Source organism: Pseudoalteromonas sp. S3260 (genome assembly GCF_005886925.1).
GTDB lineage: Bacteria > Pseudomonadota > Gammaproteobacteria > Enterobacterales > Alteromonadaceae > Pseudoalteromonas > Pseudoalteromonas tetraodonis.
This window is the reverse complement of sequence record NZ_PNCV01000074.1, coordinates 1-22,516: the sequence shown is the minus strand read 5'-3', so window position 1 is coordinate 22,516 and position 22,516 is coordinate 1. Positions and strand designations below refer to the sequence as shown.

The 22,516-nt window shown below is 40.3% G+C and carries 11 protein-coding genes and 4 pseudogenes; 11 read left to right on the top strand and 4 right to left on the bottom strand.

Going from position 1 to position 22,516, the window contains the following annotated elements; translation table 11 throughout:
* Nucleotides 1–85: 85 nt before the first annotated feature.
* The 9 genes from CWC14_RS12820 (at nucleotide 86) to CWC14_RS12780 (ending at nucleotide 15,539) form a co-directional block, all read left to right on the top strand.
* Entirely contained in the window at nucleotides 86–1,126 is a 1,041-nt protein-coding gene (locus tag CWC14_RS12820) for an HlyD family secretion protein (RefSeq protein WP_249928749.1), read from the top strand.
* Nucleotides 1,127–4,201 (top strand): efflux RND transporter permease subunit, encoded by a 3,075-nt coding sequence (locus CWC14_RS12815; RefSeq protein WP_138563205.1) that lies wholly within the window; start codon nucleotides 1,127–1,129, stop codon nucleotides 4,199–4,201.
* Nucleotides 4,194–4,499 (top strand): DUF3240 family protein, encoded by a 306-nt coding sequence (locus tag CWC14_RS12810; protein WP_138563203.1) that lies wholly within the window; start codon nucleotides 4,194–4,196, stop codon nucleotides 4,497–4,499. Before CWC14_RS12815 ends, CWC14_RS12810 begins: the two co-directional genes overlap by 8 nt.
* A gap of 549 nt (nucleotides 4,500–5,048) precedes the next feature.
* Entirely contained in the window at nucleotides 5,049–5,966 is a 918-nt protein-coding gene (locus tag CWC14_RS12805; protein WP_138563201.1) for a carbohydrate kinase family protein, read from the top strand.
* 227 nt (nucleotides 5,967–6,193) lie between these two features.
* Nucleotides 6,194–9,133 carry a SusC/RagA family TonB-linked outer membrane protein gene (locus CWC14_RS12800; protein WP_138563199.1) on the top strand — a complete coding sequence of 980 codons (2,940 nt, stop codon included), beginning with the start codon at nucleotides 6,194–6,196 and terminating at the stop codon, nucleotides 9,131–9,133.
* Nucleotides 9,134–9,166: 33 nt separating this feature from the next.
* A complete protein-coding gene (locus tag CWC14_RS12795) occupies nucleotides 9,167–10,876 on the top strand; it encodes a RagB/SusD family nutrient uptake outer membrane protein (protein ID WP_138563197.1) in 1,710 nt (569 codons plus the stop codon).
* Between the two features lie 50 nt (nucleotides 10,877–10,926).
* Complete coding sequence (locus tag CWC14_RS12790; RefSeq protein ID WP_138563195.1) at nucleotides 10,927–12,264, top strand: sugar porter family MFS transporter; 1,338 nt, start codon at nucleotides 10,927–10,929, stop codon at nucleotides 12,262–12,264.
* Nucleotides 12,251–14,263, top strand: a complete 2,013-nt coding sequence (locus CWC14_RS12785) for a glycoside hydrolase family 32 protein (RefSeq protein WP_138563193.1) — start codon at nucleotides 12,251–12,253, stop codon at nucleotides 14,261–14,263. The genes CWC14_RS12790 and CWC14_RS12785 overlap by 14 nt, the downstream gene beginning before the upstream one ends.
* Nucleotides 14,264–14,324: 61 nt before the next feature.
* A complete protein-coding gene (locus CWC14_RS12780; protein WP_138563191.1) occupies nucleotides 14,325–15,539 on the top strand; it encodes an oligosaccharide MFS transporter in 1,215 nt (404 codons plus the stop codon).
* On the opposite strand, the gene CWC14_RS12775 is transcribed toward CWC14_RS12780, so the two are convergent.
* The 3 genes and pseudogenes from CWC14_RS12775 to CWC14_RS12765 all read right to left on the bottom strand — a co-directional run.
* A complete protein-coding gene (locus tag CWC14_RS12775) occupies nucleotides 15,511–16,506 on the bottom strand; it encodes a LacI family DNA-binding transcriptional regulator (RefSeq protein ID WP_138563189.1) in 996 nt (331 codons plus the stop codon). The two genes, CWC14_RS12780 and CWC14_RS12775, sit on opposite strands and share 29 nt — an antisense overlap.
* Before the next feature lie 405 nt (nucleotides 16,507–16,911).
* A pseudogene (gene iadA / locus CWC14_RS19425) lies at nucleotides 16,912–18,062 on the bottom strand (beta-aspartyl-peptidase).
* Nucleotides 18,063–18,203: 141 nt separating this feature from the next.
* Nucleotides 18,204–20,714, bottom strand: a pseudogene (locus CWC14_RS12765) (TonB-dependent receptor domain-containing protein); the annotation flags it as partial.
* A 1-nt stretch (nucleotide 20,715) separates the two neighbouring features.
* On the opposite strand from CWC14_RS12765, the pseudogene CWC14_RS12760 reads away from it, so the two are divergent.
* Together CWC14_RS12760 and CWC14_RS12755 are read left to right on the top strand one after the other, a co-directional pair.
* Nucleotides 20,716–21,048: pseudogene (locus tag CWC14_RS12760) on the top strand (cyanophycinase); the annotation flags it as partial.
* 90 nt (nucleotides 21,049–21,138) lie between these two features.
* Nucleotides 21,139–21,690 (top strand): flavodoxin family protein, encoded by a 552-nt coding sequence (locus CWC14_RS12755; RefSeq protein WP_024601163.1) that lies wholly within the window; start codon nucleotides 21,139–21,141, stop codon nucleotides 21,688–21,690.
* Between the two features lie 58 nt (nucleotides 21,691–21,748).
* Here CWC14_RS12755 and CWC14_RS12750 read toward each other — a convergent pair.
* Nucleotides 21,749–22,282: pseudogene (locus CWC14_RS12750) on the bottom strand (hypothetical protein); the annotation flags it as partial.
* Nucleotides 22,283–22,516 lie beyond the last annotated feature (234 nt).

The following is a 22,516-nucleotide window of genomic DNA, read 5'->3' as shown; positions in this document are numbered from 1 at the left end:
AAAAAGTCATGGTTGATTCTATAAAATTAATCAAATGTGAACAAACTAAATGCTGTTAAATTTTACAAAAAAAATGCGTCATTTTTTGCGTATTCAATATACGTTATTTTTCTTCTTTACGGTGACTTTATTAACATTTAATCCTGTGTTTGCTTCGCAAAATTTAGCACCTGTAGGGCTTTCGTCACTCAGTGGTTTTGATGTTGAATTTGCGCCGATTCAAAAAACAGAGTTTATTAACGGGCAAAGTTTAATTGGTGAAGTTAATTTCAAACCTGGGGTCAATTATACGGTGCTGTTTGCGTTTGATGTACAGCAGGTTCGTTACTTATACCCTAACGGCCGCATGGTTGAAAAGGGCGCCACGATTGCAAGCGTTGAGGGCAGTGATGTACACCATTTTTTAGATGCCTATCAATCAGCAAAAGACATGCTCGCTATTGCTAAAAGCCATTACGACATAAATCAACAACACTTAAAAAACAAAATAATAAGAAGTTCTGAATGGGTTGAAATCACAAAAAGCTATTTTGAAGCCAAGCTAAATTTTGAACATATGCAACATCAAATGGCATTTTTAAACATTGATGATAATGAAAACGTGACCTTAGTGAGTCCAAAAACAGGCATTTTAAAACTCACTAATGAGTCGGGAAACCGTGTGATGGGTGACACCGCGTTTGATATTATCGATGCAAGTAGTATTCGCGTTAAGATTAAAGTTCCTCTTAGTTTTACCAACACGTTAGCGCATTTCAAGCTGTCACAAAGTTGCAGCTTAAATATTGAAAGCTATGACAGTATTGCAGATAAATACCATCAAATAGTGTGGGCGTCGCCAAGCTCAAATGAGTGCCAGCTTAGACTGGGGCAAACTATCAAAGTCACACCGGTAAATAAATTAACGGGCTTTAAAATAGCAAAGTCAGCGGTGTTTGAATTTGAAGATGTTAATTACATTGCTTTAAAGTCTGGCGATAACCTTGAGTTACTTCCGATTGAGCTCAAGGGTACACAAGGCAAAGACTATGTATTTACTGCTAACAAAAACCTGGATGATCAGCAGGTACTAATAAGCTCGGTAAGTGCGCTACAAGGTATGTTGCTTCACTTAGGGAGAGAGTAAATGTTAAACCTGCTTATTAAGTTTTCACTTACTCAGCGTTTGTTTGTTAGTATTTTTGTTATTGTTGCTATGGCCATTGGTGCTAAATCTTGGTTAAGTATTCCGGTGGATGCTTTTCCAGAAATATCGCCGACCCAAGTTAAAATAGTGTACAAATTACCCGGTATGAACGCCCTTGAAATTGAATCCCAAGTAACGCGCATTATTGAAACCGAACTACTGGGTATTCCGTCACAGCAAATGCTGCGCTCTACCACCAAGTATTCGATTACCGATATTACCATTGACTTTAAACAAGGTACTGACATTTACTGGGCCCGTCAGCAAGTTAATGAGCGGCTGTTAAATATTTTGCCCACCTTGCCCAGTAATATTAGTGGCGGCATGGCGCCAATGAGCACGCCTTTGAGCGAAGTGTTCATGTTTACCATAGAAAGCACTCACTTATCGTTGATTGAAAAAAGAGAGCTTTTAGATTGGCAAATTCGTCCATTACTGCGCACTGTAACCGGCGTTGCTGATGTAAATAGCCTTGGCGGCTTTTCAAAAACCTATGAAATACTTCCCAATACTTTATTGATGCAACAGCATCAAGTCAGCTTTGATGAAATGAAGTTGGCAATCACGCAAACGAATCAAAACGGTGGCATAGGGCGCTTAGAAAAAGGCAACGACACCTTAATTTTGCGCACTGAGGGCAAATACACCGATATAACCTCTATTGAAAATACCGTGATTAAGTCCACTCAAAATAAGGTTATTCGGTTAAGTGATATTGCCACGGTACATGTTGGCAGTTTAACCCGTTATGGCGCAGTCACTAAAAACAGTGAAGAGGCGGTACAAGGGCTTATAATTGCGCTTAAAAATAGTAATACAGCGCAAGTTGTTGCAGATGTAAAAGATAAACTTCGCACCATTGAAGCGTCATTACCGCAAGGCACAAAAATTAATGTGTTTTACGACCGCTCTAACTTAATAAATACCGCAATTAGCACCATTACCAGCGCACTAGGCCAAGCAATTATTCTAGTAATAGTGTTACTTGCCTTGTTTTTAGGTGATATTCGCTCTTCATTGGTGGTGTCTTTGTCTTTACCTATGTCGGCATTGCTGACGTTTATAATGATGAAGCAGTTTGATTTATCGGCTAATTTAATGAGTTTAGGCGGCTTAGTGATTGCCATTGGTATGCTGGTGGACTCATCGGTAGTTATTGTTGAAAACATAGTGAATCGGTTGGCTAACAATCAGCACCTCCCTCGGCTGCATGTTATTTATCGCGCTTGTAAAGAAGTCGCGGCGCCAGTGTTCTCAGGCACAATTATTATTATTATCGTGTTTTCACCGCTATTAATGTTAACAGGGTTAGAGGGCAAGTTATTTACCCCAGTGGCGCTCACTATCGTGTTTGCCATGCTAAGTGCGCTGTTGTTGTCGTTAACGGTTATTCCAATTTTAGCCTCATTGTTATTAAAAAATGAACCCGTAACCCAGCCTAAAATGGTCACGCTATTACAAGGTTTTTATACTAAAACACTTGCCCAAGCAATTAAAAAGCCGGTGGCTATTAGTGTTATATCAGTTGCTGTTTTAGTGCTCAGTGGGGTGTTATTTCAGGGACTTGGTAAAAGCTTTATGCCCGTTTTAGATGAAGGCGACATTATTGTGCAACTGGAAAAATCGCCGAGTATTTCCTTGCAAGCCTCGCTGGATATAGATAAACAAATTGAAGCCACACTGTTAAAAAACACCCCAGAAATCGTACAAATTGTTGCCCGTACCGGCTCCGATGAACTCGGGCTTGATCCTATGGGGTTAAACGAAACCGATGTGTTTATGGAATTAGCGCCAAAAGATACGTGGCGTTTTGACTCCAAAGCGCTGCTAATCGAGGATATTCGACAAACACTTACGCAATTTCCAGGGGTAAATATTGGCTTTACTCAGCCAATACAAATGCGGGTATCAGAAATGCTCACCGGTGGCACCGGTGATATTTCGATTAAAGTATTCGGTAATGACATTGCGACACTTGCCTCATTAGCTGAAAAAATCACGGCACTTGCCACTAACATTGACGGAGCAAGTGATGTGCAAATGGCGCTTATTGAAGGGGGTAAATACGTAAATATTAAACTCATTCCTGAGGTTGCTAGTCAGTTTGGTTTAACCACCGAAGGATTAAGCGATTATTTAAAGTCGCAATTAGAAGGCTTACAGGTATCTGCACTGCAAGAAGGAAACCGCGTGATCCCTATTGTGTTTAATGCACAAAAAGGCGACAGCGCAGCACACTTTGAGTTATCGTCAATGAGCGCATTAAAACAAAAGCTAATTTTAATGCCCGACAACAGCCTACTACCACTTGAAGAGGTGGCTAATATTAGCTTTAAAACGGGGCCATTGTTAATAGAGCGAGAAAAAGCAAAGCGCTTTGCTTCTGTAAGCGTTAATGTGGATAACCGCGATGTGGTTAGTTATGTAAATGAACTGGAAGCTAAAATTAATAGCAGCATAAAGTTACCCAGTGGTTTTACCTTGTCGTTTGGTGGCGAATTTGAAAGCCAGCAACGTGCAACACAAAACTTGCTGGTGCTTATTCCTGTGGCATTAATACTAATTTTCATTATTTTATTTACCACGTTTAAATCCTTATCTAAATCAACGCTGATAATTGCTAATATTCCGTTTGCGTTAATGGGGGGAGTGATTGCCCTGTTTATTAGTAATGAATACCTGTCGGTGCCTGCATCGGTTGGTTTTGTTGCTTTACTTGGCGTAGCGGTACTCAATGGTATTGTGATGATCAGCTACTTTGAGCAAATGAAAATGTTTTCTGCCAATGTAACGCAGCGCATTTTAGATGGCGCAAGCAGACGCCTTCGCCCAGTGTTAATGACAGCCACAACCGCAATGTTTGGTTTACTGCCACTGGTATTTGCCACCGGCCCTGGCGCTGAGATTCAAAAACCATTGGCGATTGTGGTTATTGGCGGGTTAATTACCTCAACAATTACAACACTTTATTTATTACCTATCTTTTATGGTTGGTTGGAGAAAAAACATGGCTGAACAGTTACTTTTTACCGTAAATGTACCCACAAACATAAAAGATGACGTGGTTGATATATTAATTGGCATAGAGTGCATTACCGGCTTTAACTTAAAAAACATTGAAGGCTACAGCAAGGAGCACAGTGAATTTGATATTGCCGAGCAAGTAGAAGGTCATCGCAGTTTTTATCAGTTTGAGGTGCATATATTATTACCTGAACTTGCCATAGTAAAAACGGCGTTAAGCCCTGTTTGTAAGTACACGCCGTTAAAATATTGGGTTACGCCTATAGTTGAAAGCGGGCACCTTAAATAATGCCTTTATAAGCTCATGCTATGTATATTAAGCGAGCCTTCTGAGGGCTGTTATTGCGCTGTATTCATTACTATCGTTGATAGTGTGTCAGCATTTTCTATGAGACCTATGCGCATCAGTCGGTATAGGTTTTGCTCACTTGGTGTGTTTTCGTCACTGCCATGTCGAGGGGGCTCGCAGCGCTGCTAGTTAACATGCTGCGCAAGTGTTGGCTGAAATTGCTTTGAAAACGATGCTCTTTACTGGTTATCCTTATTTACTCACTCTTTAGTTTCAAAAGATATCAACGGACTACTCAAAACCGCAAAACCCCTAATTAGCTTGTTTATTTTTTAAATTTAAAACGACCTTGAATTAATTTACATCTCAAATAAACAACGTTGTCTTTTTGTGATTGAGATGGAATAATATCTCAACCACATTTATTTAAAAAAACATTAACATCAGGCTCTTTAAATCATAAACCTTTAAGGTCATGAAATTTATAGTCTAGTTTAATGCTGTTTAATCCGGTTATCTAATAATTGGCGCGTAAAAGGAAACTATTGAATGAGTATAATTGTAGGTCAAAGCATGGCCAATAACGTGAGCTTAGTGTGTTTTGGGGAGGTTCTTTGGGACTGCTTTGGAGAAACCAAACGTTTGGGCGGTGCTCCTTTAAATATGTGCTTTAGGGTTAAATCACTAGGAATTAATGCACAAATGATAAGTGCAGTGGGAGAGGATGAGTTAGGTGATGCTCTGCTTGACGAATTAAAAGAAAAACAATTGAGCATAGAGTACATTGCAGTCAACCCAAACAAAAAGACCAGTACAGTCCAGGTAACACTTGATAGTCACGGTTCTGCTAAGTACGAAATTATGCCTGATACCGCTTGGGATAATATTGTTTTAACGGATAAAATTATCGGTAAAGTTGCATCGACAGATATTTTTGTTTTTGGCAGCCTAATTGGTCGTACTGAAACGTCATTAATAACTTTAAAGCAGCTACTTGAACATGCAAAATTCAAAGTGTTTGATGTAAATTTACGGTCTTCTCATTATCACCTTGATAACTTAATAGCGTTAATGAATAGCGCAGACTTTATCAAGCTAAATGATGACGAACTCTATGAAATCGCCAAAGGAATGGGGTGTAAGTATCATTCATTAGAACAAAACTTAGATTTTATAGCAAAGCAAACAAACACAGAGTTCTTGTGCGTAACGAAAGGAAACCACGGTGCTTTATTATCGATTAAAGGTAAAAATTATTATAATTCAGGCTATCGGATAGATGTTGTAGATACGGTTGGCGCAGGGGATTCATTTTTGGGAGCTTTAATATATCAACTCTGCACTTATGATGATCCGCAACAGGCGATTGACTTTGCTTGTGCTGCTGGAGCTATGGTGGCTCAGCAACTAGGAGCCACACCAAACATAACATATCAACAAATCCTAGAGTTTATTGAACCATGCTAGCGTATGGCGTTGTGATTAAAATTATACCTATTTTTAATAGAAAATTTTGTTATTTATATTGAATAGATGTTTTTTAAATGTTAAAAAGACAACGTTGTTTATTTTGCTTGGTGTATTAAGCCAAGTAAAAACGATAAAGAAGATATTTTTTTATCCACAAAAGACAACGTTGTTTAATTGAACGCTGAAATCAACATCAATAAGTAAAATTAAAATGAGGACACACAATGCTCATATTTCACAAAACCAAACTGGCAGTAAGTGTAAGCACTATACTGCTGGGTTGTTCGTTGCCATTAAGTATTTTTGCCGCCGAACAGCAAAAAAATGAAATTATTCCTAATGATGGCATTGAAGTAATTGAAGTTTCATATGGTTATGGAAGTGTTAAAAAACAAGATTTAACAGGTGCAGTAAGTACAGTCGACCTTGAAGATTTAGTAGACCAGCCTTCAGGTAATGTCATGCAAAATTTACAAGGAAGAATACCTGGATTACAAATCACCACCAACGGATCACCAGCGGCGACGGCAACGGTACGTATTCGCGGACAAGGGCTAGGACCTTTAGGTAATAACGACCCCCTTTATGTGATTGATGGAATTCCAACTAAATCGGGAATGCATGAACTCAATAGCCATGATATTGCAGATATACAGGTACTGAGAGACGCAGCAGCTGCAAGTATTTTTGGTGCTCGCTCTGGCAATGGGGTCATTGTTATCACCACCAAAAAAGGGAATGAGGGGCTTGATTTTAATTTTTCTTTCAATCAATCATATGATGATTTTAATTATGAGTTAAACCCATTAAATACTCAGCAAAGGGCACAAGTGGTCTGGCAGGCTGCAGTAAACGACGGGTCAAACCCAAATGCTGCAAGTTCTCTTTATACTTATGATTGGAATAATGATTTTAATAACCCTCAATTAAACAACGTTGTTTTTCCTGAGTTTACGGATGCTGCAAAGGTGCAACGCCCAGCTGACACAAACTGGTTTGATGAAGTTACGCGCTCTGCAAAAGTAACCGATCTTAATTTTTCAGTTTCAGGCGGTTCAGACAAAGCATCGATATACAGCTCACTCGGCTATTACAGCTCAGAAGGTGTCGTTGATGGCTCAGAGTTCGAACGAATAAGCTTTCGCGTTAATTCAGATTATCAATTAACAAATAAACTTAAGATTGGTGAAAACTTTATAGTGACTAACCAAGAGTCAAACTTGGTTAATGATCTGGCCGGTAACATTTTAAACTTGGCTATAGAGCAGCAATCTATCGTTCCTGTGTATAACGAGGAAGGAGGTTGGGGTGGACCTGTCCCTGGTGTAACTGACCGTGATAATCCAGTGCGATTAATTGAAATGAATCGAGACAACGTCAGTAGATTCAATAAATTAATGGGGAATATTTTTGTTGAATATGAAGCCGTAGAGGGTTTAACGTTAAAAAGCGCTATGGGTTTAGATTACGGGCAATATTATTTCAGAAACTATACCCGTGCTTTTCAAGCCGGTTCACTAAATTATGGTGATCAGCTTTCAGTCACAGATAATTGGAGTAGTAGTTTTAGTTGGACTAATACCGCCGAATATAAGCTTGATTTAGACGAAAATCACTTTACGTTTTTGCTCGGTACAGAACAAATAGATTATGAGTATGAAGGGGCTGTTGGTTTTGGTTCAGGCTTTGCATCTGATGATCGTGACTATGCCCATTTATCGCAAGCAACGGGCGATGTTCGTGTGGAAGGAGATGGTGATAAATGGTCTCTTAATTCTTATTTTGCGCGTATTGACTATAACTTTGATGACCGCTACTTAGCAGGCTTAACAATACGCCGTGATGGCTCATCTCGTTTTGGTAGTAATAACAATTATGGAAATTTCCCTGCCATTTCTGCGGGTTGGGTGATCAGCAACGAATCCTTCTATGATATTGAGTTTTTATCTACCTTGAAGCTTCGCGCTAGCTGGGGCAAAACAGGTAATCAAGAAATCCCTACCGATGCAACGTACACAACGTACTTAAGTCGTTATGCAACACAATCACTATTCACCGATCAGCAAGATGAAGGGACCGCTTATGATATAGGCGGTGCAAATGGCGGCACGCTTCCTTCTGGGTTTGTAAAAGCACAAACAGGGAATGACGACCTAAAGTGGGAAACATCAACACAAACAAACATTGGTCTTGATTTTGGTATGCGTTACGAAACCATATACGGCAGCATCGATTGGTTTGAAAAAACCACTGAAGATATTTTAACGTTAACCAATCCATTGGCAACATTAGGTGAAGGCGCTCAGCAATGGGTTAATGGTGGCACAATTGAAAACGCTGGTTTTGAGTTCCTTATTGGGTACGCCGATTACCTTACTTTTGATAGCTTAGATGGTGATATTGATGTTGATATTAGCTTTAACATTTCTTCTGCTAAAAATAAGGTAGTCTCATTACCTGAAGACGTTGTGAACTCATTTGGTGGTAATGGCGCTGATAAAACAATTGTTGGTCATTCAGTTAACTCAGTTTATGGCTATGTTGCCGATGGGTTATTTCAAAACCAAGATGAAATAGATGCTCATGCAGCACAATCGGGTGCGGGTTTAGGTCGAGTTCGTTGGAAAGACTTAGATGGTAATGGCGTGATTGATGAGAACGACCAAAGCTTTTTCGCAGATACCGATCCTGATTTTATGTATGGCTTGAATATGAATTTCAAATACAAAAATTGGGACTTCAACATGTTTTGGCAAGGTGTTGAAGGTGGTCAAATACGCAATGGCTGGCGTGGATTTACTGACTTCACATCGTTAAATATAGGTTCTAACTATGGCGATCGCGTTCTTGATGCATGGTCGGTTAACAATACTGACAGTAATGTGCCTGCATTAACTTTAATCGATAACAATGGTGAAGGCCGTCAATCAAGTTTGTTTTGGGAAGATGGCAGCTATCTCAAGCTTCGCAACTTATCTATCGGTTATACACCTGACGAGCAGTGGTTAAATCAATACGGTATTAGTTCTGCACGAATTTATTTGCAGGGAAGTAACTTATTGACCATTACGCCATCAGGGACGCTAAGCCAGGATCCTGAAACTCCAAACGGTAATTTTCCAATTCCAAAACGTATCACGTTAGGCGTGAACCTTTCTTTTTGATTTATTAAAACGACAACGATACGAGCACATTTTATGAATAAAATTAAAACACTATTTACAGCCGCTACACTCGCGCTTTCTTTAGCATCGTGTGGTGGTTCTGACCTTGATGTTGCCCCTTCAGGGGTATTAACCGAAGAGCAAGTTTCTAACAGTGCAAATGTAGATGCGTTGATTATTGCTGCCTACTCTTATCTAGGCAATGATCATTATACCGCGCCTAACTTTTTATGGCCGACAGGAAACTTACGCGCCGGAGACGCCCACAAAGGCGGTAATGGACCTGGCGATATTTTTGCTTATCATGCCTTGTCTTTATATCAGCCTATAGTGCCTGATATGGAGTCTTTCCCGCCAGATTTGATTGATTTGAACAACAAAAAATGGGTACGAAATTACACCGGTATTTCAAGAGCAAACTCAGCATTAGCGGTAATCGCAAATGCGCCAGATGCCATTGAAAACAGTGCGGAGAAACAATCCGAACTACGGTTTATTCGCAGTATTTTCTACTTTGATTTAAAAATACATCATAAGCATATCCCGTGGATTGATGAAACAATGACACAAGATCAAATTCTTACCACTACCAATAGTGAGCTGAGCGATCAAGAACTATGGGATAAAATTGCCGCAGATTTTGAGTTTGCTGCAAACAACTTACCACAAACCCAAGAAGATGTAGGGCGCGCTTCAGCGTTATCAGCTAAGGCATATTTAGCTAAAACATTGCTCTACCAAGCGTATGAGCAGAATGAGCTGCATGAAGTTATCAATATTGATAAAGATAAACTTGTAAAAGTAGTGGCCCTAGTTGATGAAATTGAAGAAGCCGGCGTCTATGGCTTATTTGATGATTACGCGAATAACTTTTTGTTTGAAAGTGAGAATGGTAAAGAGTCAGTTTTTGCTATTCAGCGCTCTCTAAATGACGGCTCTCCAGATGGACGTGGTAGCTGGCCGAGTGCATTAAATGCGCCAATGGCTGGAGGTTTTGGCTGTTGTGGTTTTCATGTACCAACAGAAAATTTCGTTAATGCGTTTAAAACAGACCAACAAGGTTTGCCGTTATTCGACTCTTTTAACGACTTTAACTACGACATGACGACAGACTCAGTTGACCCTCGCCTAGATCACACAGTGGCAATGGAAGGTAAACCATTTAAGTATGACGAAAACTTAATTCATGGCGGTGATAGCTGGGCACGTGCCCCTGGTATTTATGGCAACTTTACGGCAATGAAAGATCTTGAACATCCTGACTGTAGTTGTCGTGGTGAGAATGGCCCTTTTCCTATCTTTTCATTAAATACACCACTCATTCGTTACGCTGAAGTATTGCTTTGGAAAGCAGAAGCATTAATTGAGTTAGATAGGTATGACGAAGCATTGCCAATCATTAACCGTATTCGTGAGCGCGCTAAACACAGCACCGATAAATTACACAACGCGAGTATTTATAACATTGGCCTGTATACAAGTTTTGATTCTAAAGAACAAGCAAGAGCGGCACTGCGTTTTGAGCGACGTTTAGAATTAGGGCTTGAAGGACATCGCTTTTTTGACTTAGTGCGTTGGGGAATAGCAAAAGAAACGATTGATAGTTACTTAGCGATTGAAGCTGTACGCAAACCTTATTTGGTCGATGCTATTTTCACTAAAGGTAAACATGAGTATTTACCTATTCCGAACCAGCAGATTATTTTAAGTGGTGGGTCGTACACACAAAACCCAGGTTATTAATAGTAGTGGGTTTCGGCCCACCTTTTAATCGTTAAGTTTTAAGAGTGATTATGAAAAAAATTATTTATTGGTCAGTCACCGTTGCCGTTGCTGGTTTTTTATTCGGCTTTGATACTGCAGTTATATCCGGTGCGGATAAACCTATTCAAGCGTTATGGAATACGAGCTCGTTATTTCATGGCTTATTTATTATGTCTTCCGCTTTATGGGGAACACTACTGGGTGCCTTAACCGGTAATTACCCATGTGATAAGTGGGGTAGAAAACCCACATTGGTTTTAGTTGGGGGGTTGTTTTTAATTTCGGCACTTGGCTCCGCCATGGCGCCTGAAGCCTATAGTTTTGCCTTATTACGGTTTATTGGTGGCGTGGGAGTAGGGATTTCTTCAATTGTTGTACCTGCTTATATTTCTGAGATTGCGCCTGCTAAGTTTCGTGGGCGTTTGGTCGCGCTTTATCAGTTTCAAATTGTATTTGGTATTTTAGTTGCGTTTGTTTCTAATTTTTTAATCGCAGGAACATCTGCAATTGATTGGCGTTTAATGCTAGGCGTGGAGGCAATACCTGCTCTGGCTTATTTATTAATGATTATTAAAGCGCCTGAAAGCCCTCGTTGGTTAGTGCAAAAGAAAAGTGAAAAAACTAAAGCGCGTTCAATCTTAGTGACTTTAGGGGAACAAAACCCAGACCAAGTATTAAATGACATTGAACGCGACAATTTACAAAACAGTCAATCAAAGCTATTTGGTGGTAGTTACAATAAGGCGGCTTTATTTGCATTTTTATTTGCTGCATTTAATCAATTATCTGGCATTAACTTTATTATTTATTATGCACCGCGCGTATTTGAACTTGCAGGGTTGGATGTAAATCAATCCTTACTTTCAGGCGCTGGGATTGGCGTGGTTAATTTATGTTTTACCATGCTGGGTTTATCGTTGATTGATAAGTTTGGCCGTCGTTCGCTGATGTACATTGGCTCAATTGGCTACGTTATTTCCCTCTCTGTCGTGGCGTGGGCGTTTAGTACGGATTCTGGTGGTTTAACGGTTGTAGCGTTTGTATTTGTGTTTATTGCCGCTCATGCCATTGGCCAAGGCACCGTTATTTGGGTCTTCATTGCAGAAATATTCCCTAACAAAGTACGTTCAAAAGGGCAGTCTTTGGGCTCTGGTACGCATTGGTTTTTTGCCGCAGCAATTACTTTGCTTATGCCATTTTTCTTAGAACGTTTTAGTGCCACTGAAGTATTCACTTTCTTTACTTTAATGATGTTGGCCCAGCTGGTTTTTGTTGCGTGGTTTATGCCAGAAACAAAAGGACGTTCTTTAGAAGCCATTTCATTAGATACCAATAATAAGCATGGAGTATTAGATGCGAACCGTTAATTTAGTAGTAATTTCATCATTTTTGGCAGCCTGTAGCATGACAAACCCAACTGAACACACGGCCCTGAAGGGTGTAGATAAACCGAGCAAAGAGGCGTTTCGACCTGCTTTTCATTTTACTCCTAAAAAGCATTGGATGAACGATCCTAATGGTATGGTTTACTACCAAGGCGAATATCATCTGTTTTACCAGCATAATCCTGACTCATCGGTATGGGGGCCAATGCATTGGGGACATGCAATTAGTAAAGATATGGTTAATTGGCAACATCAAGAAATTAAGTTGTTCCCTGATGAGCACGGTACTATCTTCTCTGGCAGTGCGGTGGTTGATTGGCAAAATAGCAGCGGCTTTGGCAGTAAAGAAAACCCACCATTAGTAGCTATATTTACCTATCATGATGATAAAAAGGCGGCACAGGGAGCGATTGATTTTCAAACGCAAGGCATAGCATATAGCACCGATAAAGGCCGTACATGGATAAAATACGCAAATAATCCGGTATTAAAAAACCCTGGGATCCGTGACTTCCGTGACCCTAAAGTAAGCTGGCATGAAGATACCCAGCAATGGGTTATGGTATTAGCGCAAGATGATCATATCGGCTTTTACAGCTCAAAAGATTTAAAAACATGGCAATTTGAAAGTAACTTTGGCGCAGATTGGGGAAGCCATGCAGGTGTATGGGAGTGCCCAGATCTTATTCGCGTGCGTATTGAAGGTACCGACGAATATAAATATGTTTTATTAGTGAGTATTAACCCTGGCGCGCCAAATGGCGGATCTGGTACACAATATTTTGTTGGCGATTTCGACGGTGAAAAATTTGTGTTGGATAGCGATTATCAAAAAATGCTTACAACAACACCTGCCGTTTTCCCTCAAGGGCTTGATTTTTCTAACTTCAAAAATGGCTTAAAAAATTGGCAAGTATCGGGTGAAGCATTTCATATAGTAAATGATCAACCAGCAAATACCATTGCCAGTTCTTTTAAAGGCTCAGATGAGGAAATTGGCACCTTAACCTCAAAATCATTTGCAATTGACCATGATTTCATTAACTTCAAAATTGCAGGCGGAAAGCATCACAACAGTACCGCAATTCAGTTGTTAGTTAATGGCGAGATAGTTAAAACCGCGAGTGGAAACAATACAGGAACTATGACCGAACGTTCTTGGAACGTGAGTCAATTAAAAGGCCAGCAAGCTTATATTAAAGTGATAGACAATGAACGAGGTGATTGGGGACATATAAAAATTGCTGATATTGTATTTTCTGATAAGGCAGCAACAGAAAAGTATGAACCGTCAATATGGCTAGACTACGGTACAGATAATTATGCTGGCGTGACTTTCTCTGATGCTCAAGACGGTAGACATTTATTTATGGGGTGGATGAGTAACTGGCAATACGCAAACCAAGTACCCACTGAGGTATGGCGCAGTGCAATGACGATTCCCAGAGAATTAAAGTTATTACAAACGCCAGCAGGCGTGCGTTTGGCATCTCAACCGGTTAAAGAGTTAGATAGTTTACTGAGTAACACACAACAAAAGGCAACCCTAACTGGCACAAATAGCTATCAGTTAGATGAGCTTTTTGCTATCGAACCTGGGCAATTTAAGGTGAGCTTTAGTTTATCAAACGCTGAGCAAGTTACTGATATCGTGCTTAGCTCTGATAAGGGCGAATACACTAAGCTGCAGCTAAACCCAGCTCAAGGGCAACTTGTACTTGACCGCAGACAATCGGGTTTAAAAGACTTTGAAGATGGGTTTGCTTCTTTACAAACAGCCCCATTACAAAAAGGGCTTGAATATTACGATGTTGAGATATGGGTAGATAAAGCGTCGGTAGAAGTGTTTGTAAATAAGGGGGTTAGCTCTATGACCTCGATTGTTTTTCCAACCTCTCCTTACAATAAAATACAAGTGAATGCTGAGCAGCCTTTGTCGCTTAGTGACGTTAAATTAAATAATATAGCAATAGAAAAATAACTTCCAAAATGACTCTATATTATTATAGAGTCATTAATCTTTCTCCAAGGCTATGCGATATATGAGTAGCAATTATCGACTCTTAAGTGTCATTTTGTTTGTTTATTTTATGGCATGGTCTTTTTCATTTTCATTATTTCCTATTTGGCTTAGTCAAGAAGTCGGCCTCAATAGTGCTAAAGTCGGGGTTATCTTTAGCATTAATTCCATCATGGCTTTACTCGTGATGCCTTGTTACGGCATTTTGCAAGATAAACTCGGTTTACAAAAAACACTGCTTTACTTCATTGCATTTTTCATCATGTTGATTGGCCCGTTTGTAAGTTTTGTATACGCGCCACTACTACAAACGCAGTTTTATCTGGCTGCTATTTTAGGCGGTGCCGTTTTTTCATGTGCATTTTTAGCTGGAGTAGGGACGCTTGAAAGTTATGTTGATAAACAAAGTCGCTCGACCAACTTTGAATTTGGTAAAGCTCGAATGTGGGGGTCACTGGGTTGGGCTATGGCAAGCTACTTTGCCGGTTTATCCTTTAATTTATCTCCTAGTTTAAATTATTGGTTATCAAGCATTGCGGCGGTTTGCTTAATAGGTTTTTTAGCCTTTGTTAAGGTCGCACAAAATCAGCGTGAAATAGCGCCTTCTCGAACTTTTTCTCCTGTAAAACAGCCTACAGCATTTTTTAAAATCGCAGGGCTTTGGCGTTTAAGTGTATTTGTGATCGGTGTTAGTTGTATTTATGCGGTATTTGATCAGCAATTTGCTATTTATTACACCTCTTTTTTTGACACCCCAGAGCAAGGTCGAGAGTTTTTTGGCTATTTAACTTCAGCGCAAGTTATTCTTGAAGCGGCTATTTTGTATTTAGCTGTTAAATGGGTGAATTATGTGGGCATTAAAAATTCGTTGCTGTTAAGTGGTGTATTGATGGCGATACGAATATATTGCTCGGGGATTGTTAGTGACTCTATCAGCATTAGTTTATTGAAATTATTACACGCCATTGAATTACCGCTGATGCTGATTGCGTTATTTAAATATATCAATATGCATTTTGATGCGCGCTATTCAGCGATGATCTATATCATTGGCTTTCAATTTACTACGCAATTGGTGGCGTCAATGTTAGCCGTCGCGGTAGGTGTTGTATATGATCATGTAGGCTTTGCGTTAGCCTACCAGTATTTGGGTTTGGTTATCTGTGTGTTTATTGTATTATCGCTTTTTACATTAAAAAAAGATGTTATTAAAACGAATCACGAGCAATTAGTTTAAACGGTAGGCTGTGATGAACAATATCAGAGCGCTGCTCTATCAGGTATTCCATTGCCCAACGTCCCATTGCGTGATGGGGTAATGCCATGGTGGTTAAATTCGGTTGTAATAATTGTGGAATACTGCCCCAATCATCAAAACTTGCTATACCAATATCCTTACCAACAATCATTCCTTTGTCATGCACAACAAAGTAAATTTCCAGCGCCATGGGATCTTGACCACAAATAATAGCATCCGGTTTAAACTCGTCTATTACTCGCGCTGCAGATTCTCTCGAAGTGGAAATCTCACTACCATCGTCTTGACCTATAATCACCGATTCAATGTGTAAATCATCGAGTGGTAAACCGTGCTTTTTAAATGAATTTATAACCCCGAGTTTACGGCCTTTCGCTGCAATTATATGCTCATTTAAGTTTAAAAAAGCAATTCGGCGATAGCCTTTGCGTATTAATGCATCGGTAATATCTTCACCGGCTTGTTGCTCATCAGGTACTACACAGGGAAAGTTATTTGAAGCAGGGAAGCAGTTAGCTAAAATTGTTGGTATTTTTTTTAGTTCATCAGCAATGGCAACTTGACGATGGTACATTGCTGAATAGATAACGCCCTCTACGCGATACTCTAAAAGGCTTTTAATAGCTCTGTCTATGCTCGCTTGGGTTTCGTTAACATTGAGAATTAATAATTCTTTGTTTTTTTGCCACGCAATTTCTTGGGCACCACGAATAATATCAAAGGTATAGGGAACACTCAGTAGTTCATCAGCAATAATTGCGTAAATATTTGAGTTTTTACGTCGCGTTAAGCTTGCCGCACGATTAGGGCGATAGCCTAATTCTTTTATCGCTTTAAGAACCTTCTCGCGATTAATATTTTTGACTGTTGGATCATTATTGACCACTCGCGATACAGTTTTGAATGAAACACCTGCGTGGACAGCCACTTGCTTAATTGTAACCATACTAGAATAAGACCCTCTGTGATTAAAAATAGTATAACAGCAGATTGCGCCTTATTTATATGTTTTTGTTAAGGTTTGAGACGAACTATACTCTTAACCTAACAACAGGGGTTAAACCTAGAAAAGCGGGGCAGGTAATAGCAAACGTTAACAGAATAGCTTAAAACATTTGCCTGTCAGGTTATAGCTTGAGTAGCCACAGTGAATTGAGTTTAATGCTTTACAAGGGCGTGTTGACCTTTGGGAAGCGTATGTTTGGCATTTATGCTACGTAACCATTTATGGAGGATAACCACATACCACAGGCTTTGCCTTAGCTAAAACATACAGCTGGTAAATTTAACCTCAAAAGATAAACCGAGCCTAATGTTAAATGCTGCTGAAATATTTCAGCAGCATGTTAGCTTATTCAAACATTCCTTTTATAACTGCATGGGTGTTTTGCACCATTAATGTGCCGTTAGCCCATACATACTCAGGGGTAAGGGTTTCTTTATCTAGAAGGATAACATCCGCGTCGCTCGCTGCTTTAAGACGGCCTTTATCAACTCCTAAAATATCGGCAGGATTACTGGTTATGCTCATTAAAGCGTGCTCAATAGGGACGTTATATTCTTTGACTGCTTGCTGAAACGAGGTTAATAAAGATGCCTCTTTGCCCACCTCAAGCCCTAATAAATTAAAGTCTTTATCAAAAATAGGTAAACTGGCATGGCCATCTGAGCTCATAGTGAGTTGATTTGGTGCTACGCCTTGTTCTAAGGAGTAGGCAAGGGCATGGGCTGCTGCATATTCACCATGGGCTAAATCATAGTCGGTTGTGCTGGTGGTAAAGTCGATAGTACCGCCCTGATCACAAAAGTGAATACCGGCATCAAGAAGTGCTTTATTGCGGTTCATATGCGTAGGGTAAAACTGTTTAAGCTTAATATCACTTTGCTCAGCCACCTGATGTAAAATAGTTAAATGGCTATCAACAGGGCCAACATGAATACTCACTGTGCCTTTTTACCACTGAGCATACCGGCTACTTTGGCCTCGGCTGCTAATTCTGCTAATTGCTGTACCGTGGGTTGGCTACTGCGATGATCAGAAATCGCCACTTCGCCAACACCTATAAACTCCTCTATATACATGATGTCGTCAGTAATTGAGTGGGTGAGTGTTTTCGCGGGTAAATGATACGAACCGGTATGGCAAAATACATTAAGCCCTTGCTCTTTTAGGCCTTTTGCTTTGGCAACCAAGTTGGTCAGTGTACGTGAGCTTGAATCGGTACCCAGTGCGGCCACCACCGTGGTGGTGCCCGATAAGGTTGCATCGGTTAGGTTCATTTCAGGGGTGCGGCTGGCAAATCCAGCCTCGCCACCTTGTGCAAAAACAGGTGGTGATTGTTGGTCGTTAACTGCTTGATATTGTGAAAGCTGCACAGTATGGCTGTCAGGCTCTGCATTAAATACCCCAGGGGTAATAAATACCGTGGCCATATAGGCAATCACTGCCACGCAAAGCAAAATGATGCTTGCATCGGGCATAGAAAATTGTTTTTGTTTCATAATTTCACTTTAATAAAAGGTCATTGTGTTGATGCGTAAATAAACGCTTAAACGTACTTTAGCACTTAATAGGCAGTGTCACTGTAGCCATGACCTGTAATAAAAGGAATGCCGCAAAGCGTTTGCTTTGCGGCTAAGCGGTTAAAAACGGTAGCTAATACTTAATTTGTAATTAGCACCTAGGGCATTATGGTTGATTGAATCAAAGCCACGGCTTGAACCATAAAGTGTGGGTGGCTCTTTATCAAAAATATTATTGATGCGCGCGCGCAAAGTCAGCGATTTATTAACATAGTAACCCGCAGATAAATCCCAAACGAGCCAGTCATCAACCTGATGCTCACCTTTTGAGTCTAATACGCCAAGTGAATCTAGCTCATCAATTTCACGGCTACGCAGGCCTTCTATATCATCTTCGTAGCTGCTGGTGTAGTTTGCACCTAAGTTAAGGTAGTAACTTTGCGCTTCCCAATCTATTGACATACGCGCAATATTTTCAGGATAACGATAAGTTCCCACCAGCTTCTCTAACGAGTCAGACCCCGGTTTATTACGTTCAAACTCAAGGTAATGAGTGCCATCAAACGCAAAGGTTAAATCGCCGCTTGGTAATACAAACCTATGGTCAAACTTAAAGTCTATGCCAGCTAATGTTTGTGACCCAGTGTTTTCAAGTGGGATTGCATGATCGCGAAACAGCGGTAAAAATAGCTCGTCATCACGTGGGTTAAATTCACCTATATAATTGCTTAAAATCTCAGTTAAATCAGCGCCGTCTTGCTCTATGTTTAAATTACTGTTGTCGGTGACATCACATAATGCTTCATCGTACGATATGCCTTGCTCGCCCGGTGGTACAATGCCACAGTGACGAAGTGACGCATCGGTTATGGCGCGATCTAACACAGCGGTCATGTTGGTATCGATTACTTCTTCATGATCAAACTGACAATAATCAATGGTTAAATTAGTATTAGCCGAGGGACTCCATGCAAAACCAACACTAATAGCCTCAGATTCTTCTGCATTTAGATTTGGGTTACCTAACTCTAACGAATTAACACTCACTTGGGTGCCATCACCCATACAGTATAAATCGGCTACAGCTTGGTTTGCACCACAGTCAAAAGTAGATTGTGTGGTTCTTAATTTAACGCCAGCCTGCGTTAATGATGGTGCTCTAAACGAGGTTGACCATGAACCACGAACAACCAACGAATCAGTTGGGCGATAGCTCAAACCTATTTTAGGATTAAAGGTGCCACCAAAATCATCGTAATGATCGTATCGACCTGCTGCTTGCAGCTCTATTTGCTCTGTGAGTGAAATACTTAATTCAGCAAACGCTGCATATTGAGTGCGATCGGCTTCTGATAAACTAGAGCCAAAGCCAAATACATCAACAAGATAGTCTTTATCTGCTTGAGCTTGTGAATTAAGCGAAGGAATGTCGCTTAACTCTTCACGGCGTGCTTCTACCCCAAATGAGGCATAGGCAGGTAGGTCGTTAAAGGTAAATAGCTCACCATTAAAATTAGCATCCCAGCCGTAAACTGTACTTTCTCCGCTGCGTGTTGGGCGAGCTTGCGCTGTTGCCAAAACGGCATCATTAGCGGCGTCGCCTTGAAGGAAAGGGTTGTAAAAAGGCAGCTGTTCTCCCGAAGCACAGTTTAAGTCAGTACCGTCATAACTTGCCAGCGTACCGTCTGAACATAGCTCGCCGGTGATAGCGCCATGGAGCTGGTAACGATTATAAACTCCTGCAATCGCTTCTTGCTCTGAACGTGAGCGAGAAAAGGTTACCCCAGATTCTCAACCCCAATCACCAATTTCACCACTTAGACTGCTTACCAAGCGAAAGTTTTTCGTTTCTACTTCCACCGTTCTTGGGGCATTAAAGCGCGCATCAAATGTAAAACCATACACTTCTCGACCACTTTGGGTATCAAATGGGTCAATGTAGAGTTGATCTAATAAATCATTACTACCATCGGCATTATCGTAAATAAATAAGGCGTCTTCTAAAACATACGGGCCGTCGTCGTCATTAATTTGGTTAATAGGTGAGGGCGATGAGTACGCCTTTGCTTTGGTCTGACTGTAAAAAAAGTCAGTATGCCATTGCATACCACCAAGCTCACTATTAAACATAAAGCCGGTTGAAAGGCTTTCAAATGGCGTTTCTAGGTAATCATCTTGATTAGGGTAGTAAGCACAAATTTGTTCATCAAATTCAGTAGTAACTAATTCGGTTTTGCAGTTTGGTGATGGAAGTTCGTTACCATCTCGGCTGCTGAAATAATAAATATTAGGTGAGTTCTCCAGCTTAGGTAAATAGGAGTAACCATTCACTAAAGAGGGAGAGGCCGTGTAATTACGATCGGTCGCTTTAAAAGCGTTACGGTCATATATATCAGCAAATACTGTTAAGTTACTTTCGCCTATTTTTGTACCATAAACTAAGTTTAATTGTTTTTTACTTTCGTCATGCTGATCAAAGCTATCGGCAAACGAAGTATTGATTTCAGCGCCTTCAAAATCATCTTTTAAAATATAGTTAATAACACCTGCTACCGCATCGGCACCATAAACGGCTGATGCGCCTGTAGCTAAAATATCAATGCGTTCAATGGCAGCGAGTGGAATAGAGTTTTACACCTACAGTTACTCGTACTGGCCTGCTGGCAGTGTGATTGATATTAAAAATAATGATTTTACCTTAAGTCAGCGCAGTATTAGCCAAGCATTGCCAGCAATTAAAATACCGCCTTTGCCGGTTCAGCGTTTCGGCAGTATTTTAACGGATGCCAAATTGCGCTCTTTAACGCAAGCCATGTGCTTGAGCCAAGAACAAACAGCTGTTGGTCAGCAAGATGCGTTTATTATTAATCTATTAACTAAGCCTGAGTCGGTTTATCACCGTATTAGTGCTGAGCAGTATGGCTGTGCGGTGAGTAATTTAGAAATTTCAGTGAGTACCTTTTAATTTAATTAAACACGCTGCTTAGTTGATTTTAGATTAAGCGGCCATACTATATTTAAAGCGTGTTATTAAATCACAACAAAAGGAAGGTTCATGAGTAAAGTAGCGGTTATTTATTTTTCTGGATATGGCCATACCAAAAAAGTGGCGGAATTTGTGGCTGATGGAGCAAACGCTCAGCTTATTGCAATCGATGAAAATGGTGATATTAAAGACACCGATTGGGATGCATTAAACAATGCAGACGCCATTATTTTTGGTGCACCTACCTATATGGGCTCATACCCTTGGCAGTTTAAAAAGTTTGTTGATGCCACCTCTAAAGTGTGGTTTACCATGGGTTGGAAAGATAAAGTGTTCGGCGGTTTTACTAATAGCGGCAGCCTAAATGGCGACAAACAAGTCACCCTAATTAGTATGCAAACGTTAGCTTCACAGCATGGTGGAATTTGGGTAAGCCTAGGGTTACCACCCGCCAATAAATTGGAATCAACCCGTCAAGACATCAATAACTTAGGCGGTTCGGTTGGCGTATTAGTACAATCACCTACTGATGCTGACGAAACGGCTATTCCATCAGGCGATTTAGAAACGGCTCGTTTATACGGTGAGCGCGTTGCTGAAATAGCAAAACGATTAAAGTAAAAATGACCTAAATTAAGTTTATTTAATCCGTAAAGCCACACTTAATTAGTGTGGCTTTTTAGTTTGATAGCCTCAGCTCTTGCTTATGCTCAAGTTGATATAAGCTTGAATATTCACGTTTATGAACTTCAAATAAATACGCTCTCAGTTGCTCTTTACCATGGTGAATATGCTTTATTTTAGCTGCTATGCCACACTCACTGTGCCTAACGGGTTCTATGTCTAATGATATAGCCGCTTCATTGGGTAAAATAAATTGCATATTTTGTAACTCATCAAGCTCACTGTTTATTGATGTGGATTTTAAAAATATTCCTGTGCTTGAGATAGATTCAATGCAAAAACCTTGGCTTTGAATATTTAATTCACTTAATCGCCAGCTACGTTGAGTGCCTTTAGTATCAATCACTTCTGGGGCTGCTAACACAGTACTGAAATGGCCTAATTCATCAGTTTTAAATTGAAGTGGAAACCACAGTTGGTAATGAGCTACTTCTGCTAATAGGGTTAATTTAGCCTGACCAAGTAAATGCGCAATACCATCTGGTATTGATGTTTGTACTGTTAGTTTTGTTTCATTAGGGTCTGTTGACCTTTGCGGATTAAAATTTGTTCAAACTAGGGGCGATTTAATCGCGGCGCGAGGTTTGTAACCTAGTGGGCTAAGTAAAAACCGAGCAAAGCTTCCGCGTCCTGCTCACGGCCCTTACCTACATCCATGTAGGCAACAAAGAGTAAATCGCCCCTAAGCAGAACCCGAAGGGCAGCGCCTGTTTGGCATTGATGCTGCGTTATCAGCTCGGAAGACCGTCGTCTAGGGCAAGCG

Coding starts and splice junctions, on each gene's coding strand:
- CWC14_RS12815 (WP_138563205.1), top strand. CDS start 1,127: ATGTTAAACCTGCTTATTAAGTTTTCACTTACTCAGCGTTTGTTTGTT.
- CWC14_RS12810 (WP_138563203.1), top strand. CDS start 4,194: ATGGCTGAACAGTTACTTTTTACCGTAAATGTACCCACAAACATAAAA.
- CWC14_RS12805 (WP_138563201.1), top strand. CDS start 5,049: ATGAGTATAATTGTAGGTCAAAGCATGGCCAATAACGTGAGCTTAGTG.
- CWC14_RS12800 (WP_138563199.1), top strand. CDS start 6,194: ATGCTCATATTTCACAAAACCAAACTGGCAGTAAGTGTAAGCACTATA.
- CWC14_RS12795 (WP_138563197.1), top strand. CDS start 9,167: ATGAATAAAATTAAAACACTATTTACAGCCGCTACACTCGCGCTTTCT.
- CWC14_RS12790 (WP_138563195.1), top strand. CDS start 10,927: ATGAAAAAAATTATTTATTGGTCAGTCACCGTTGCCGTTGCTGGTTTT.
- CWC14_RS12785 (WP_138563193.1), top strand. CDS start 12,251: ATGCGAACCGTTAATTTAGTAGTAATTTCATCATTTTTGGCAGCCTGT.
- CWC14_RS12780 (WP_138563191.1), top strand. CDS start 14,325: ATGAGTAGCAATTATCGACTCTTAAGTGTCATTTTGTTTGTTTATTTT.
- CWC14_RS12775 (WP_138563189.1), bottom strand. CDS start 16,506: ATGGTTACAATTAAGCAAGTGGCTGTCCACGCAGGTGTTTCATTCAAA.
- CWC14_RS12755 (WP_024601163.1), top strand. CDS start 21,139: ATGAGTAAAGTAGCGGTTATTTATTTTTCTGGATATGGCCATACCAAA.